This is a genomic window from Rahnella inusitata, assembly GCF_018288855.1.
Lineage (GTDB): Bacteria > Pseudomonadota > Gammaproteobacteria > Enterobacterales > Enterobacteriaceae > Rahnella > Rahnella inusitata.
In genome coordinates, this window is sequence record NZ_CP065024.1 from 2,333,536 (window position 1) to 2,349,737 (window position 16,202).

Annotated in this window: 14 protein-coding genes; 10 read left to right on the forward strand and 4 right to left on the reverse strand. The window is 54.3% G+C overall.

The genetic code is table 11. The annotated features are described in order from the left end of the window. Positions 1-2: 2 nt before the first annotated feature. From I2123_RS10995 to flgL, 7 genes are all read left to right on the forward strand, one after another. Positions 3-758: a flagellar basal body rod protein FlgF gene (locus I2123_RS10995; RefSeq protein WP_112168151.1), complete on the forward strand. Its 756-nt coding sequence runs from the start codon at positions 3-5 to the stop codon at positions 756-758. Between the two features lie 21 nt (positions 759-779). Further along, positions 780-1,562 carry a flagellar basal-body rod protein FlgG gene (gene flgG, locus I2123_RS11000; protein WP_056769747.1) on the forward strand — a complete coding sequence of 261 codons (783 nt, stop codon included), beginning with the start codon at positions 780-782 and terminating at the stop codon, positions 1,560-1,562. Between the two features lie 140 nt (positions 1,563-1,702). Further along, positions 1,703-2,377, forward strand: coding sequence for a flagellar basal body L-ring protein FlgH (locus tag I2123_RS11005; protein ID WP_244879919.1), 675 nt, complete (start codon positions 1,703-1,705; stop codon positions 2,375-2,377). Between the two features lie 10 nt (positions 2,378-2,387). Beyond that, positions 2,388-3,494, forward strand: a complete 1,107-nt coding sequence (locus I2123_RS11010) for a flagellar basal body P-ring protein FlgI (RefSeq protein ID WP_112168150.1) — start codon at positions 2,388-2,390, stop codon at positions 3,492-3,494. Beyond that, entirely contained in the window at positions 3,494-4,444 is a 951-nt protein-coding gene (flgJ, locus tag I2123_RS11015) for a flagellar assembly peptidoglycan hydrolase FlgJ (RefSeq protein WP_112168149.1), read from the forward strand. Before I2123_RS11010 ends, flgJ begins: the two co-directional genes overlap by 1 nt. Positions 4,445-4,631: 187 nt before the next feature. Beyond that, positions 4,632-6,284 (forward strand): flagellar hook-associated protein FlgK, encoded by a 1,653-nt coding sequence (gene flgK, locus I2123_RS11020; RefSeq protein ID WP_112168148.1) that lies wholly within the window; start codon positions 4,632-4,634, stop codon positions 6,282-6,284. A gap of 63 nt (positions 6,285-6,347) precedes the next feature. Beyond that, positions 6,348-7,310, forward strand: coding sequence for a flagellar hook-associated protein FlgL (gene flgL, locus I2123_RS11025; protein WP_213052438.1), 963 nt, complete (start codon positions 6,348-6,350; stop codon positions 7,308-7,310). A 304-nt stretch (positions 7,311-7,614) separates the two neighbouring features. Here the strand turns inward: flgL and I2123_RS11030 are convergent, their stop codons facing one another. The 4 genes from I2123_RS11030 to xylA form a co-directional block, all read right to left on the reverse strand. Then, positions 7,615-8,310: a CidB/LrgB family autolysis modulator gene (locus I2123_RS11030; RefSeq protein ID WP_112168146.1), complete on the reverse strand. Its 696-nt coding sequence runs from the start codon at positions 8,308-8,310 to the stop codon at positions 7,615-7,617. After that, positions 8,303-8,707, reverse strand: a complete 405-nt coding sequence (locus I2123_RS11035; protein ID WP_112168145.1) for a CidA/LrgA family protein — start codon at positions 8,705-8,707, stop codon at positions 8,303-8,305. Before I2123_RS11035 ends, I2123_RS11030 begins: the two co-directional genes overlap by 8 nt. A gap of 350 nt (positions 8,708-9,057) precedes the next feature. Continuing rightward, complete coding sequence (gene xylB, locus I2123_RS11040) at positions 9,058-10,509, reverse strand: xylulokinase (protein ID WP_213052439.1); 1,452 nt, start codon at positions 10,507-10,509, stop codon at positions 9,058-9,060. 103 nt (positions 10,510-10,612) lie between these two features. Beyond that, a complete protein-coding gene (xylA, locus tag I2123_RS11045) occupies positions 10,613-11,932 on the reverse strand; it encodes a xylose isomerase (protein WP_213052440.1) in 1,320 nt (439 codons plus the stop codon). Positions 11,933-12,312: 380 nt separating this feature from the next. Between xylA and xylF the strand changes: the two genes are divergently transcribed. The 3 genes from xylF (at position 12,313) to xylH (ending at position 16,105) form a co-directional block, all read left to right on the forward strand. Next, positions 12,313-13,305, forward strand: a complete 993-nt coding sequence (xylF, locus tag I2123_RS11050; RefSeq protein ID WP_213052441.1) for a D-xylose ABC transporter substrate-binding protein — start codon at positions 12,313-12,315, stop codon at positions 13,303-13,305. A 66-nt stretch (positions 13,306-13,371) separates the two neighbouring features. Then, positions 13,372-14,913, forward strand: a complete 1,542-nt coding sequence (locus tag I2123_RS11055; RefSeq protein WP_213052442.1) for a xylose ABC transporter ATP-binding protein — start codon at positions 13,372-13,374, stop codon at positions 14,911-14,913. Continuing rightward, complete coding sequence (xylH, locus tag I2123_RS11060; RefSeq protein WP_213052443.1) at positions 14,906-16,105, forward strand: xylose ABC transporter permease XylH; 1,200 nt, start codon at positions 14,906-14,908, stop codon at positions 16,103-16,105. Before I2123_RS11055 ends, xylH begins: the two co-directional genes overlap by 8 nt. The last annotated feature ends 97 nt before the right edge of the window (positions 16,106-16,202 follow it).

Below are 16,202 nucleotides of genomic sequence, written 5' to 3' on the forward strand. Positions count from 1 at the left end.
CTATGGATCACGCTATCTACACCGCGATGGGCGCCGCCAGCCAGACGCTGGTACAGCAGTCGGTCACGTCAAGTAACCTGGCTAACGCCTCCACACCGGGATTTCGTGCACAGCTTTTAGCCATGCGCGCGGTGCCGGTGGATGGCCAAAGTCTGGATACCCGCACACTGGTCACGGCGTCTACGCCGGGCGCAGACATGTCGCAGGGGAAGCTTAACTACACGGGCCGTCCGCTGGATGTGGCCTTACAGCAGGATGGTTTCCTGGCGGTGCAGATGCCTGATGGCTCTGAAGCGTATACCCGTAACGGTGACATGCAGGTGTCACCCACTAACCAGCTGACCGTACAAGGTCATCCGGTGATGGGTGACAACGGGCCAATCGAAGTGCCGCCAAATTCGCAGCTGACCATCTCTGCGGACGGCACGATTGCTGTGCTGGAAGCCGGCGCTGACCCGAACACCATGGGTCAGCTCGGTAAACTGAAACTGGTTAAAGCCACCGGCAGTGAAGTGATGCGAGGCGACGACGGCATGTTCCGCCTGACGCCGGAAACTGCACAGACCCGTGGTAATGCGCTTCAGGCCGATCCGACCATTCACGTTATGCCCGGAACGCTCGAAGGCAGTAACGTGCAACCGGTCGAAACCATGGTTGACATGATAGCTAACGCCCGCCGCTTTGAGATGCAGATGAAAGTCATCCACAGCGTCGATGAAAATGAACAACGTGCCAATAATCTGCTGTCACTGACCTGATGATGGCAGAGGAGTAACGACATGATCCCATCGCTTTATATCGCGAAAACCGGTCTGGATGCCCAGCAGACCAACATGGACGTCATCGCCAACAACCTGGCGAACGTCAGCACCAACGGCTTTAAACGCCAGCGTGCGGTATTCGAAGATTTGCTGTACCAGACAATCCGCCAGCCGGGTGCGCAGTCGTCCGAACAGACCAACCTGCCTTCGGGTTTGCAGATAGGTACCGGTGTGCGCCCTGTTTCTACTGAACGCTTGTTCTCGCAGGGTAACCTGTCGCAGACCAGCAACAGTAAAGACATTGCCGTCAAAGGTGAGGGGTTCTTCCAGGTGCAGTTGCCTGACGGCACCACGGCCTACACCCGCGACGGTTCTTTCCAGGTTGATCAGAACGGTCAGCTGGTGACCTCCAGCGGCTATCAGGTTATTCCTGCGATCACCATCCCGACTAACGCCCTGAGCATGACCGTGGGTCGCGACGGGATAGTCAGCGTCACCCAGCAGGGACAGACGGCAGCGCAGCAGGTTGGTCAGTTAACCCTGAGCACCTTTATCAACAACAGCGGCCTGGAATCAATGGGTGAAAACCTGTACCAGGAAACGCAAAGTTCCGGCGCACCGACAGAAAGTACACCGGGCCTGAACGGCGCTGGCCTGTTGTATCAGGGCTATGTTGAGACCTCGAACGTCAACGTGGCGGAAGAGCTGGTCAACATGATCCAGACGCAACGCGCGTATGAAATCAACAGTAAAGCAGTGTCCACCTCGGACGAAATGCTGCAGAAACTTTCGCAGCTGTAATGTATGAGAGGACGGGGGCTTAAGCGCTCCTGTCCTGTACGGTTTCTGATTCCTGTCAGGTCGATTTTTTTAAGGCGATAACTGTGGTGACCAAAAAAATAACGTCGGTAAAGACTTCTCTTGTAAACCGACCAGGCAAGCTGGTTCTGCCGCTGTTTGTGACGTTACTGGCGAACGGTTGCGCGTATTTTCCGCACACCCCGCTGGTGCCAGGCACGACCACAGCAGCACCTGCGCCTGCCGCACCGCCGGTTCCTAACGGTTCGATTTTCCAGTCAGTTCAGCCGATGAACTATGGTTATCAGCCTTTGTTCGAAGACCGTCGTCCGCGCAATATCGGCGATACCCTGACCATCGTGTTGCAGGAAAACGTCAGTGCGAGCAAAAGCTCCTCGGCGAACGCCAGCCGCAACGGGTCAACCAAATTTGGCTTTGATACCACGCCGCGCTATCTGGAAGGGCTGTTCGGCAATGCCCGCGCTGCGGTGGACACGTCCGGCGATAACACCTTCGCGGGCAAAGGTGGCGCTGCCGCCAACAACAGCTTCACCGGAACATTGACCGTCACGGTCAGCGAAGTGCTGGCCAACGGCAACCTGAAAGTTGTCGGTGAGAAACAAATCGAAATTAATCAGGGAACCGAATTCATCCGGTTCTCCGGTGTGGTCAACCCGCGCACCATCAGCGGCGCGAATGCGGTGGTCTCCACGCAGGTGGCCGATGCGCGTATCGAGTACGTAGGGAATGGCTACATCAACGAAGCGCAGAACATGGGCTGGTTGCAGCGGTTCTTCTTAAACTTATCGCCGTTATAACGAGGCAATCATGCGAAAAATTCTTTCCGGTATCTTCTGTCTGGCGATGTCCGCCCTGGTGATACTGCCCGCATCCGCCGATCGTATTCGTGATCTGACCACGGTACAGGGCGTGCGTGATAACGCCCTGATCGGCTACGGTCTGGTCGTCGGCCTCGATGGTACGGGTGACCAGACCACGCAGACGCCGTTCACCACGCAGACGCTGACCAACATGTTATCTCAGCTCGGCATCACCGTTCCGGCTGGCACCAACATGCAGTTGAAAAACGTCGCGGCGGTGATGGTCACCGCCAAAATGCCACCGTTCTCCCGCGCAGGACAGGCTATTGACGTGGTGGTCTCTTCCATGGGTAACGCCAAAAGCATTCGCGGCGGCACCTTGCTGATGACTCCAATGAAAGGGGTCGACAATCAGGTCTACGCGCTGGCACAAGGTAACGTACTGGTCGGCGGTGCCGGAGCATCTGCCGGTGGCAGCAGCGTGACGGTGAACCAGGTTTCCGGCGGGCGTATCACCGGCGGTGCAACCATTGAACGCGAACTGCCAAGCACCTTCGGCACCGAAGGCGTGATCAGCCTGCAACTTAATGACGAAGACTTTAACCTGGCCCAGCAGGTCAGCGATGCTATCAACCGTCAGGGCATGGGTGTGGCTTCCGCGCTGGATTCGCGCAACATTCAGGTGGTTGTGCCGCGCGGTAATGTTTCTCAGGTGCGCATTCTGGCGCAGATCCAGAACATCGAAGTCAACGTCGGGCCGATGGACGCGAAAGTCATCATCAACTCCCGTACCGGCTCGGTGGTCATGAACCGTGACGTCACGCTCGACAGCTGCGCGGTCGCGCAGGGCAATCTTTCCGTGGTCGTCGATCGTCAGAACGATGTCAGCCAGCCCAATACGCCGTTCGGTGGGGGACAGACGGTGGTGACGCCTAACACCAATATTTCCGTGCGTCAGTCCGGCGGGTCGATACAGCAGGTTCGCTCCAGCGCCAGCCTGAACAACGTTGTCCGTACGCTGAACGCGTTAGGGGCGACGCCTATCGATCTGATGTCTATTTTGCAGGCCATGAAAACAGCCGGTTGCCTGCGTGCTGATTTGGAAATTATCTGATGAGCGATCTGATGTCGATGTCCGGGGCGGCGTATGACACGCAGTCCCTGAACAAGCTGAAGCGGGATGTGTCGCTGGATCCGCAAGCGCACATTAAAGAAGTGGCGAAACAGTTTGAAGGAGTGTTCGTGCAGATGATGCTGAAAAGCATGCGTCAGGCGTTGCCGGAAGGCGGGCTGCTGAGCAACGAACAAACCAAGCTTTATACATCGATGTACGATCAGCAAATTGCGCAGGACATGTCCAACAAAGGGTTGGGTATGGCGGACATGATGGTTGAACAGTTAACCGGCGGCACCAAACAACCGTCAGAACTAGCGGGCACCGTGCCAATGGCGCTGGATAACGAAGTGCTGAAAACGCTGCCCATTCAGGCAATGGAACAGTATCTGCGTAAAGCCATCCCTGCGGCACCGGATCGCACCACCGGCGGCGCACCGCTTTCGCAAGACAGCGGGCAGTTCGTCTCTAACCTGAGCATTCCGGCGCAGGTCGCCAGTAAAGACAGCGGCATTCCGCACCAGCTGATCATGGCGCAGGCCGCGCTGGAATCCGGCTGGGGGCAGCGTGAAATTCCGACCAGCGATGGCAAACGCAGCTTCAACCTGTTCGGCATCAAAGCGGGCAGCAGCTGGGACGGCCCGACCACTAATATCACGACCACCGAATACGCCAACGGCGTAGCGAAAAAAGTCCAGGCCAGTTTCCGCGTATACGGCTCGTATGTGGAAGCTATCAGCGACTACATCAAACTGCTGACCAACAACCCACGTTATGCGCAGGTAGCCTCGGCGAGTACGCCGGAACAAGCGGCACATGCGCTACAAAAAGCAGGCTACGCCACTGACCCGAATTACGCCGATAAACTGGTCAGCGTGATCCAGAAAATCAAAGGCGCGGGTGAGCAGGCTGTGAAAGCCTACAGTCATGATCTCAAAGATATTTTCTGATATACGCGTTTAAAATGGCAACCTCCTCTCAGGCATTAAAAAAGTTTGAAAGCGGTTGCCATTTTTCTCTCAAGTTTTCGCACCACACGCCGATAACCAGATCAATATGGGAAAAGGCCAACACCCCGACCCAACCCCTTTACTTATCCGGCGGTAAACTTTTACACCGGCAGCCAGAAGGTCACTCATGTCCAGTAGCTTAATCAATACCGCAATGAGCGGACTGAACGCAGCGCAGGCCGCGCTCAGCACCGTCGGAAACAACATCGCTAACGTCAGTGTCGCCGGGTACAACCGTCAGACAACGATCATCAACCAAAGCAATGGCACGGCGACGGGCGCGGGTTACATCGGTAACGGCGTAACGGTCACTGGCGTGAATCGCGAATATAACTCTTTTGTGGTGAAACAGTTGCTGGGCTCCAGCGCAACCAGCAGCGCGTTATCCACCCAGCTCGATCAGGCCAGCTCTATCGATGACTTACTGGGCGACAGCTCCACCGGTATCGATGCGACCATGGCCACCTTCTTTAAAGGCCTGCAAACCCTGACCAGCAACGCCAGCGACAGCGCCGCGCGTCAGGCTGTTTTAGGGGAAGCGCAGGGCCTGACCGCACAGTTCAACAGTTCGGCGAAATACCTCAACGACATGAACACTGCGGTGAACCAGCAGATTTCGCAGAACGTTGATCAGATCAACACCTACGCCACGCAGATTGCCAAACTGAACAGCCAGATCACCGCCACCCGTGGCAGCACCGGTCAGGAGCCTAATGCGCTGCTCGATCAGCGCGATCAACTGGTCAGCCAGCTCAACGACATCAGCGGCGTGGTCGTGACGCAGCAGGATGGCGACACTTACAACGTCTCCTTTGCCAACGGCATGCCATTAGTCAACGGCGGCAATGCAAAAACTGTTGTCGCAATGGCTTCCAGCGCAGATCCGACCAAGCTGACCGTGGGCATGACTCAGCCCGATGGCACAGTGACAGAACTTCAGGAAAGCCGCCTGACCACCGGTTCACTCGGCGGCACGCTGGCATTTCGTAAAGATAACCTCGAGCCTGCGATCAACCAGTTGGGCCAGCTGGCGCTGAGCATGGCCGACAGCTTCAACAGCACCAATAAAGCCGGTTTTGACCTCAATGGTGACGCCGGGACCAACTTCTTCTCTTTCACCGGTGCCACCACCGTTGGCAACGTGAAGAACACCGGTACCGCCAATATCAGCGTGGCTTATACCGACACCACCGCGGTGAAAGCCAGTGATTACACCATGGCGTATAACGGCACCGGCTGGGATGTGACCCGCGTATCTGACGGAGCAAAAATCAGCCCGACCGCAGGCACCGATGCCAGCGGCAATGCGACCCTGAACTTCGACGGCCTGGCAGTTTCCGTTACCGGAACGCCTTCGACCAAAGACAGCTTTACGCTCAAAACCGTTAGCAATGTGGCGGGCAGCCTGAACGTGGCTATCAGCGATTCATCTTTGATCGCAGCAGCAGGCGCGGCAGACAGCGGCGTCAGCGATAACACCAATGCCCAGAAATTGCTAAACCTGCAAACCGCCAAACTGGTGGAAGGCAAATCCACCCTGTCCGGCGCATACGCCAGCCTGGTGAGCAACGTGGGTAATCAGGTCAGCACGCTGACAACGACCAGCACTGCGCAGGCCAACATTGTGACGCAATTGACCGCGCAGCAGCAGTCTATCTCCGGGGTTAACCTCGATGAGGAGTACGGCGATCTGCAACGCTACCAGCAATATTATCTGGCGAACGCACAGGTCGTGCAGACGGCTTCGACGATTTTCGACGCGATCATCAACCTTCGTTAATACCTGATAATGACGTATCGGGTATTGAGAAAGAATAATTCGAACTGATAAGGAACTGATGCCATGCGCCTTAGTACCAATATGATTTACACACAAAATATGGATGCGGTGCTGGATGGTCAGAACCGTTTTCAGGCAACGGGTTTACAGCTTTCGACCGGTTCTAAAGTCAGTAAGCCTTCAGACGATCCGCTGGCGGCTTCTCAGGCAGTGCTGGTTCGTCAGGCATCTGCTCAGAACAGCCAGTATTCGGTGGCGCGGACCTTCGCCAATCAGAGCATGAGTCAGGAAGAATCTATCCTGTCCAGCGTAACGTCATCCATTCAGGACGCGCAGACACTGATCGTTCAGGCCGGTGACGGTTCACTGAGTGATGATGACCGCTCTTCACTGGCGACGAAACTGGAAAGCCTGAAGTCTCAGATTCTGAACATGGCGAACAGCACCGACGGTAATGGTCGCTATATTTTTGCTGGTTATAAAAGCGATACGGCGCCGTTCACCCAGGATGCGACCACCGGCGATGTAACCTATGTTGGCGGCACCACAGAGATTTCACAGCAGGTTGATGCCAGCCGTACGATGACCATCAACCACACCGGCAACGAAGTTTTCCAGACCTTAACCGGTGATGCGAAAGCCGAGCCCGATGGTTCTGCCAGTGAAGCGGATATCTTCAAAACTATCGACGGCGCGCTGAAAGCGCTGAAAACGCCGTCTGCGGATTATGCGACCGATACCGAATACACGGATGCAATCGGCAAAGCTAACCGTGGTCTGAGTAACTCGCTCAACAACGTGCTGTCTGTGCGTTCTGAACTGGGTACGCAGATGAGTGAACTGGACACGCTGGACACGCTGGGTGATAACCGCGAAGTAACCAACGCCAGTAAACTGAGTAACTTAGTGGACACTGACTGGACGTCAGCGATTTCGACCTACACGCTGCAACAGGTTGCGCTTCAGGCTTCCTATAAGACATACAGCGCCATGCAGGGTATGTCACTGTTCCAGATGAATTCGTAATCCCTCCTGCGCGTCTTTGCGCAAGACTTCTCATCTTCGTTATCGACTGCATACCGGCTTTCAAAGCGTGTATGCAGGCTTTTTTCTGACTGTACTTAAACCGGGTACTTTCAGTTTTGTATGTCGTCTTTCTAAGGTTGGACGACATACACTTTTTCCCCCTTCCTATTTCGCGCCGGTCCTGAGTGGGCTGCATGTACTCGCCCGGATCACTGATATCTGAGTCAGTCCATCGGGACTCTTTCGCTTGCCGCCTTCCTGCGACGAAAGCTATTTAGGGCAACCCGTTTTCGATATGCGATTTTCAGTGACCGAAAAGCGCGAGAAGAACCGGGAACAGGAAAGGGGCGAGCAGGGAGGTGATAATCCCGCAAATCACCAGCGCCAGTGAACTGAATGCGCCTTCCTGATAATCCATTTCGGCGCAACGAGCGGTACCGAGTGCGTGCGAGGCGGTACCCATCGCCAGACCGCGTGAGGCTTTGGTGGTGATTTTCAGCAGGTTGAGAATACTGTGACCGAACACCGCTCCGAGAATACCCACGAATATCACACACACCGCGCTGATCGCCGGAATGCCGTTAATGGATTGCGCTGTCGCCATCGCAATCGGCGTAGTGACGGATTTCGGTAAGACCGACGCGGCGATCTGCGGCGTTGCCCCCATCCATAATGCAATCGCCGTCCCGGTGACCATCGCCACTACGCTGCCGATAAAACAGATGCTGATAATGGATTTCCAGCGCGCGCGGATCTGATGAAGTTGCTCGTACAGCGGGAACGCCAGCGCGACAACGGCGGGTTGCAGCAAGTCATTGAGAATTTTGCTGCCCGCAAAGTAACGCGCGTAGGGGATATTGGTCACCAGCAGCAGGGGAATGATCACCACCATCGACATCAGCAACGGGTTCAGCAGCGGCATTTTCAGCCGGATTGCCAGCTTGCGGGTGGCGAAAAAGACCAGCAGCGTCAGCGGCAGTGACCACAGAATATCAATCATTTTTATCCTCCGCTTTAGCCTTAACAGTGCCGCGATCCCCGTGAATATAGTGAGAGCAGTACGCCACCACCAGCAGCACAATCAAAGTACTGACCAGGCAAGACACCACCAGCGGGCCGAATTGCGTGCGCAGCTGTTCGTAGTAATTCATGACGCCGACGCCTATCGGAACAAACAATAATGCCATGTAGCGGATCAGCACGTTGCAGCCGGGTTTCACCCATTTAAACGGCAGAATTTGCGTCGAGAGCAGACAAAACAGAATCAGCATCCCGATGATGCTGCCGGGAATAGTAAGGGGCAAAAGCGAGGAAATCGCGTTACCGGCGAATAAACACAGGTAAATCAGAATAAACGCCCGAATATATTGAAATGCCAGAGATACTACGTTGCTCATGGTGTTTCACCCAGTTGAATGATGCATTCATCATACAATTAAGATGTGATCTGTGCCACATAACTCAGTATGAAATTTAGGAATGAAGTGTATTCCATAGGGGGGCGGTTGGCGCGGGGAAAATGAAGTCAGGCCGGACTCCAAAACGGTTTTTGTGTGCGGGCACCACTGAAAAGCGGTTTTAAACTGACCGGGATTGTTTCGGTTTTTCACGTGCAGTGATCGACTGGCCTTTCGTGTTGTTTTCGGTGCAGGGCGCTAAGTGATCACTCTCATTGAGAAAAAAACTTTCCCGGTCGGGTAACTGATGTCCCTCGGTGCCACCGGGAATGCATTAAGTCCGATCTGGCTTACATCAAATCCTCAAGGCGCTTATACAACTCCCGGAATACCTTCCGCCGCTCTGCATAAACTTTATGTTTCTGCGCATCAGGTTGATGCACTTGTTCAAGCGCCAGCTCCGGCAGGAATTGTTCCAGCGGGCTTCCCGGATTCATCGCAATTTGCGCTAACCTTGCGGCACCCAGCGCGGGTCCGACGTCACCCCCTGTGCGATACTCCAGCGTCAGACCACTGATATCCGCCAGCATTTGCCGCCAGTAAGGGCTGCGCGCGCCGCCGCCGATCAGCGTAATACTGTGTGGTTTCAGACCGGTGGCATGTAATACATCCATGCCGTCGGCGAGGGCGAAACCCACGCCTTCGAGGACCGCGCGGGCGATATCGGCAGGGCCGTGCTGATGTGTCAGGCCGAACAGGGTACCTTTGGCATTCGGGTTATTGTGCGGCGTGCGTTCGCCCGACAGGTACGGCAGGAAGCAGACCGGTGAATCCGCCGGAGGCGTATTCTCAGCCAGACCGATCAACTCGCCAACGGATGCGGTACCGGTGAGATTCGCAGCCCAATCGAGACAGGAGGCGGCACTGAGCATCACAGACATCAGATGCCAGGTGTCCGGCAAGGCATGGCAGAAACTGTGAACTGCCTGCTGCGGATTACTAAGGAAACCGTCACTGACCGCGAAGTACACCCCCGATGTGCCGAGCGACAGCATCGCCTGGCCGGTTTTGTAGAGGCCGACGCCCACGGCACCGGCGGCGTTATCACCACCGCCTGCAATAACCGGAACACAATCCATGCCCCAGCGGGAGGCCAGTGCCGGTAACAGCTGACCGGTGATTTGATTACCTTCAAACAGCGCGGGCATGTGCTGGCGGGTCAGGCCAGTTGCGGCGAGCAGGCTGTCACTCCAGTCACGTTTAGCGACATCCAGCCACATAGTGCCGGCAGCATCTGACATATCGCTGGCGAAAACGCCCGTCATCAGCCAGCGCAGGTAATCTTTTGGCAGTAATACCTTGTCAATTTTGGCGAACAGTTCCGGCTCGTTTTCACGCAGCCACTGCAGTTTCGGGGCGGTAAAACCGGGCATCATCAGGTTGCCGGTGATCTCGCGCGAATCCGGCACCGCGGCCTCCAACTGCTGGCACTGGCTAAAACTGCGGCCATCGTTCCAGAGGATCGCCGGGCGTAATACGTTTTGTTGCGCATCCAGCACAGTTGCGCCATGCATCTGACCGGTAATTCCCACCGCTTTCACTTGTTTTAATGCGTGTAACTGCGAAAGGGCTAAAACGGCTTTCTCTGTGGCGCTCCACCAGTCAGCGGGATTTTGCTCTGACCACAAAGGGTGCGGGCGGGAAAGGGTTAACGCCTCACTGTGGCTGGCCACCACCTGACCCTCTTCGCTGAGTAAAATCGCTTTAACGCCAGAGGTGCCGAGATCTATACCGAGATACATACCAGATTCCTTTTTTAAGTAAGGTGAAAACCCGTCCCTGAAGTCTTACAGAAACAACGCCCTGTAAACCAGAGGCGGACAGGGCGCAAATCACAACGAGGATTTAACCAAACAGATAGCGATTAACCAGATTTTCTAAACGTTCCTGCTGACCGCTCTGGTGCTGAGGGTTGATCTCATTTTGCTGCGCCTGTGCGCTCAGAGATTCCAGAGACATTTTACCCTGCAGGATCTGCTGACCAAGCTCCGTGTTCCAGCCTGCGTATCGCTGGGCGACGTGTTTATCCAGTTCACGGCTTTCAATCATGCGTGCTGCAACTTTCAGCGCCAGTGCCATGGTATCCATGCCACCGATATGGCCGTAGAACAGGTCATATTTGTCGGTGCTCTGGCGACGTACTTTGGAGTCAAAGTTAAGACCGCCGGTGGTGAAACCACCCGCTTTGATAATTTCGTACATCACCAGCGCATTTTCTTCCACGCTGTTCGGGAACTGGTCGGTATCCCAGCCACACTGCGGGTCGCCACGGTTGGCATCGACAGAGCCGAAGATGCCCAATGCAATGGCATTGGCGATTTCATGATGGAATGAGTGACCGGCAAGCGTGGCATGGTTCGCCTCGATGTTCACTTTGATCTCTTTTTCCAGCCCGAATTGTTTGAGGAATCCGTATACCGTCGCCACATCATAATCATACTGATGTTTGGTAGGCTCTTGTGGTTTTGGTTCGATCAGCAAGGTGCCCTGGAAACCGATTTTGTGTTTATGCTCGACCACCATTTGCATGAAGCGACCCAGTTGTTCGCGTTCCTGACGCAGGTCGGTGTTCAACAGCGTCTCGTAGCCTTCGCGACCGCCCCACAGGACGTAGTTCTCGCCGCCCAATTTCTTGGTGGCGTTCATCGCACTCACCACTTGCGTTGCCGCCCAGCTGTAAATTTCAGGATTTGGGTTGGTTGCTGCGCCTGCACCAAAGCGTGGATTTGAGAAACAGTTCGCCGTGCCCCACAGGAGTTTAACGCCGGTCGCTTCCTGCTTTTGTGCCAGGACATCGGTCATCACGGCCAGATTGTTGACGTATTCTTTCAGTGACGCGCCTTCCGGCGACACATCAACATCATGGAAGCAATAATAAGGCACGCTCAGTTTTTTGAAGAATTCGAAAGCCACGTCGGCTTTGAGTTTTGCCAGTTCCAGTTCGTTACCCGGCTGCTGCCATGGGCGAATAAATGCGCCAGGGCCAAACATGTCGTTGCCGTTCCAGCAGAAAGTGTGCCAGTAACAGGCGGCGAAACGCAGATGCTCAGCCATGGTTTTGCCGAGGATCACTTCTTCAGGATTGTAGTGACGAAATGCCAGCGGGTTAGTGCTGTTAGCACCTTCATAGCGAACTGCATCCAGCTTGTCGAAATATGCGTGCATTGAAAAACTCCTTGAAAACGGGCCCAGCGGGACTGGGAGGCTGAGGCCCTATCTTCGGAGTTGTCCGTTGTTCTAACAATTACGTTATTTCACACTCAATTTAATAGAATTATTAAATGTGCAGTAGATCGCAAAATTAACCCAGTTCATCTTGCTTTTCTCTTCATTTTTCGTGATGCCTCGATAATAAAATTACTAACTCCTGTTGAATTACAATCAAACCATGATCCCCATCATATTTCCGGAAATAAACAAAAAATCATAACGAGGTGATTAAAATCTGCAATTGCCGATTAATTATCCAGCGACAACAATCCCTGTGTCATTTCTGTACGGTTCTCTGTATCTGCCTCTTCTTATTCTTATAAAAGGTCTGAAAAATGAAAATGAATAAAATGATTCTTTCTGCCTGCGCTGCGTTGATATTGTTCAGCCAGGCAGGTGTGGCGAAAGAAATCAAAATAGGTATGGCGATTGATGACTTACGTTTAGAACGGTGGCAAAAAGACCGTGATATCTTTGTGGCTAAAGCGAAAACCTTGGGTGCGGATGTTTTCGTGCAATCAGCCAACGGCAATGAAGAAACCCAGATGGCGCAGATCGAAAATATGATCAACCGCGGCGTCGATGTGTTGGTGATTATTCCCTACAACGGCGAAGTGCTGAGCAACGTTATCGCAGAAGCCAAGCGTGAAGGCATCAAAGTATTGGCCTACGACCGTATGATCAACAACGCCGATATTGATTTCTACATCTCTTTTGATAATGAGAAAGTCGGTGAACTACAGGCGCAAAGCCTGGTAGAACGTGTCCCGCAGGGCAATTACTTCCTGATGGGTGGGTCGCCGGTAGATAACAATGCCAAGCTGTTCCGCGCCGGGCAGATGAAGGTCTTAAATCCGCTGATCAAAGACGGGAAAATCAAAGTGGTTGGCGATCAGTGGGCCGACGGCTGGTTGCCGGAAAATGCGCTGAAAATTATGGAAAATGCGCTGACCGCGAATAACAACAAAATTGATGCTGTGGTGGCCTCCAATGACGCTACAGCAGGGGGCGCAGTTCAGGCGTTATCCGCACAGGGTCTGGCGGGTAAAGTGGCCATCTCCGGGCAGGATGCCGATCTGGCGGCCATCAAACGTATCGAAGCGGGTACACAAACGATGACGGTGTATAAGCCGATCACAAAACTTGCCAATGATGCAGCAGAAATTGCTGTGCAGCTTGGTAAGGGCGAAACGCCTAAATCTAATGCCACTTTAAATAACGGTAAAAAAGAAGTGCCTTCCTATTTATTAACCCCAATATCTGTCGATAAAAATAATATTGAAAGCACGGTTATTGCCGACGGCTTCCATAAAAAAGCGGATCTTTAATTTTTCAATATTTTCTATGAAAACAACATGTCGCAATGATGTGTTGTTTTTATCAGGATGCATAATATGCCAGAACAATTTGAAAAATCAGCGCTGCTGGAAGTGCGTAATATCACCAAGAAATTCGGCGCGGTGAAAGCGGTCGATAATATTAGCCTGACGCTGGCCGCCGGAGAGGTTTTGTCGCTGTGCGGTGAGAATGGCTCGGGGAAATCCACCTTAATGAAAGTGTTATGCGGTATTTATCCGCAGGGCACCTTTGAGGGCGAGATTTATTTCTCTGGTGAAAGACTGAGCGCTAAAGGGATCCGCGACACCGAACAAAAGGGCATTGCGATTATTCATCAGGAACTGGCGCTGGTGAAACAACTGAGCGTGCTGGAAAACATGTTTCTCGGCAACGAATGGGGCAGTTACGGCCTGCTCGATACCGACAAAATGTATCTGCGCTGCCAGCGTATGCTGGCGCAGGTGAAACTGGATATTGACCCGCATACCCCGGTTGGCGATTTAGGCCTGGGGCAGCGTCAGCTGGTGGAGATTGCCAAAGCGCTCAATAAGCAGGTGCGACTTCTGGTGCTCGATGAACCCACCGCTTCGCTGACCGAAAGCGAAACCGCCGTTCTGCTCGATATTATCCGCGATCTGCGCCACCACGATATCGCCTGTATTTATATTTCCCACAAGCTGACTGAAGTAAAAGCCATTTCTGACAAACTTTGCGTCATCCGCGATGGAAGACACATCGCCACCTGCAATGCGGCAGGCACGTCCGAGAAGGAGATCATTTCGATGATGGTCGGGCGCGAATTAACTGAACTGTTCCCGCCCCGCGACCGGCAGATTGGCGATGAGATTTTGCGCGTCGAGTACCTGACCGCATGGCATCCGGTGAACCGACATATCAGACGGGTGGATAACGCCGGTTTTACCCTGCGCCAGGGCGAGGTGCTGGGCGTGGCCGGGCTGGTAGGTGCGGGACGAACGGAAATGATGGAATGCCTGTTCGGCGTCTATCCGGGAAAGTGGTCGGGAGATATCTGGCTGCAAGGCAACAAAGTGCAGATAACCGACTGCCGGGATGCCATGCGGCGCGGGCTGGCGATGGTGCCGGAAGACCGCAAGCGTGACGGCATCGTGCCAGTCATGGCGGTGGGCAGCAATATTACGCTGGCCGCACTTAGTCAGTTTAGCAGCGGCGGTATTCTGCGTGAGGCGCAGGAGCAATACACCATTAGCGAATCAGTGAAACAGCTGAAAATTAAAACGTCTTCCTCTGAACTGGCGATTGGTCGTCTGAGCGGCGGTAATCAGCAAAAGGCTATTCTGGCGCGTTGCCTGTTACTTAAGCCGAAAATCCTGATCCTCGATGAACCTACGCGCGGAATTGATGTCGGCGCGAAGCATGAAATCTACAAACTGATTGGCCAGCTGGCTGCGCAGGGAATGGCTGTCATCGTCATTTCCTCCGAGTTACCCGAGGTGTTGGGGCTCAGCGACCGTGTGGTAGTCATGCATCTCGGGCAGGTTAAAGCCTGTCTGGAGAACAACAATTTGAGCCAGGAACAGGTCATGGAAGCCGCATTGAGGAGTGAATCATATGTCTAAATTTACCCAGCCAGAAACCACCCCTGACTCTGCAAATGCAGGCAAACCGCTTGCCGCATTTTCTCTGCAAAAGTTGAAAAACATTAACCTTCAGGTCTTCGTTATGCTGGCGGCGATTGCGGTAATTATCGTTTTCTTCAGCCTGACGACCGAGGGCGCGTACATCAGCGCACGTAATATTTCTAACCTGCTGCGCCAGACGGCGATCACCGGCATTCTGGCCGTGGGGATGGTGTTCGTGATCATTTCGGCGGAAATCGATTTGTCCGTAGGCTCGATGATGGGATTGCTGGGCGGCGTGGCGGCAATATTTGATGTCTGGCTTGGCTGGCCGCTGCCGCTGACTATCGCGGTCACGCTGGTATTGGGAATACTGCTCGGCGCGTGGAACGGCTGGTGGGTGGCGTATCGCAAAGTACCGTCATTTATCGTGACACTGGCGGGGATGCTGGCTTTTCGCGGGATCCTCATCGGGATCACCAGCGGCACCACGGTATCACCGACTTCTCCGGCGATGTCGTTAATTGGCCAGAGTTATCTGCCGGATTCTTTTGGATTTGGTATCGGTGCGGTGGCGCTGGCGGCATTTATCGGCTGGCAATGGCGCAGACGTAAACAGCGCAGCGCGCTCGGGCTGCCGGTAGCCGCCGCGCAAACGGACGTCACTCGTCAGGCGCTGACCGCTATTGTAGCGCTGGGGGCGATTTATCTGCTCAACGATTACCGTGGCGTCCCGACGCCGGTGCTGATTCTGGTTGCGCTGATGTTGGGCGGGATGTTTATGGCGTCGCGCACGTCGTTTGGTCGTCGTATTTACGCGATTGGCGGCAACATTGAAGCGGCGCGCCTGTCGGGTGTTAACGTTGAACGCAGTAAGCTGGCGGTGTTTGCCATCAATGGTTTGATGGTGGCGATTGCCGGGCTTATCCTCAGCTCTCGTCTGGGCGCAGGTTCGCCATCGGCCGGTAATATTGCGGAGCTTGATGCCATCGCAGCCTGCGTCATTGGTGGCACCAGCCTGGCGGGCGGCGTCGGCAGTGTCGCTGGGGCAGTGATGGGCGCTTTTATCATGGCCTCCCTCGATAACGGCATGAGTATGCTCGACGTGCCGACGTTCTGGCAGTACATCGTCAAGGGCGCGATTTTATTGCTGGCTGTATGGATGGATTCAGCCACCAAACGTCGCGCATAAAAGCGTCGTGATAGGCAGGTTTTGCAGGCGTTGCCACCGGGAAACCTGTGATACCTCACAGAATTACAACGCCGAATCTGCAGATCTTGGGTGGTTG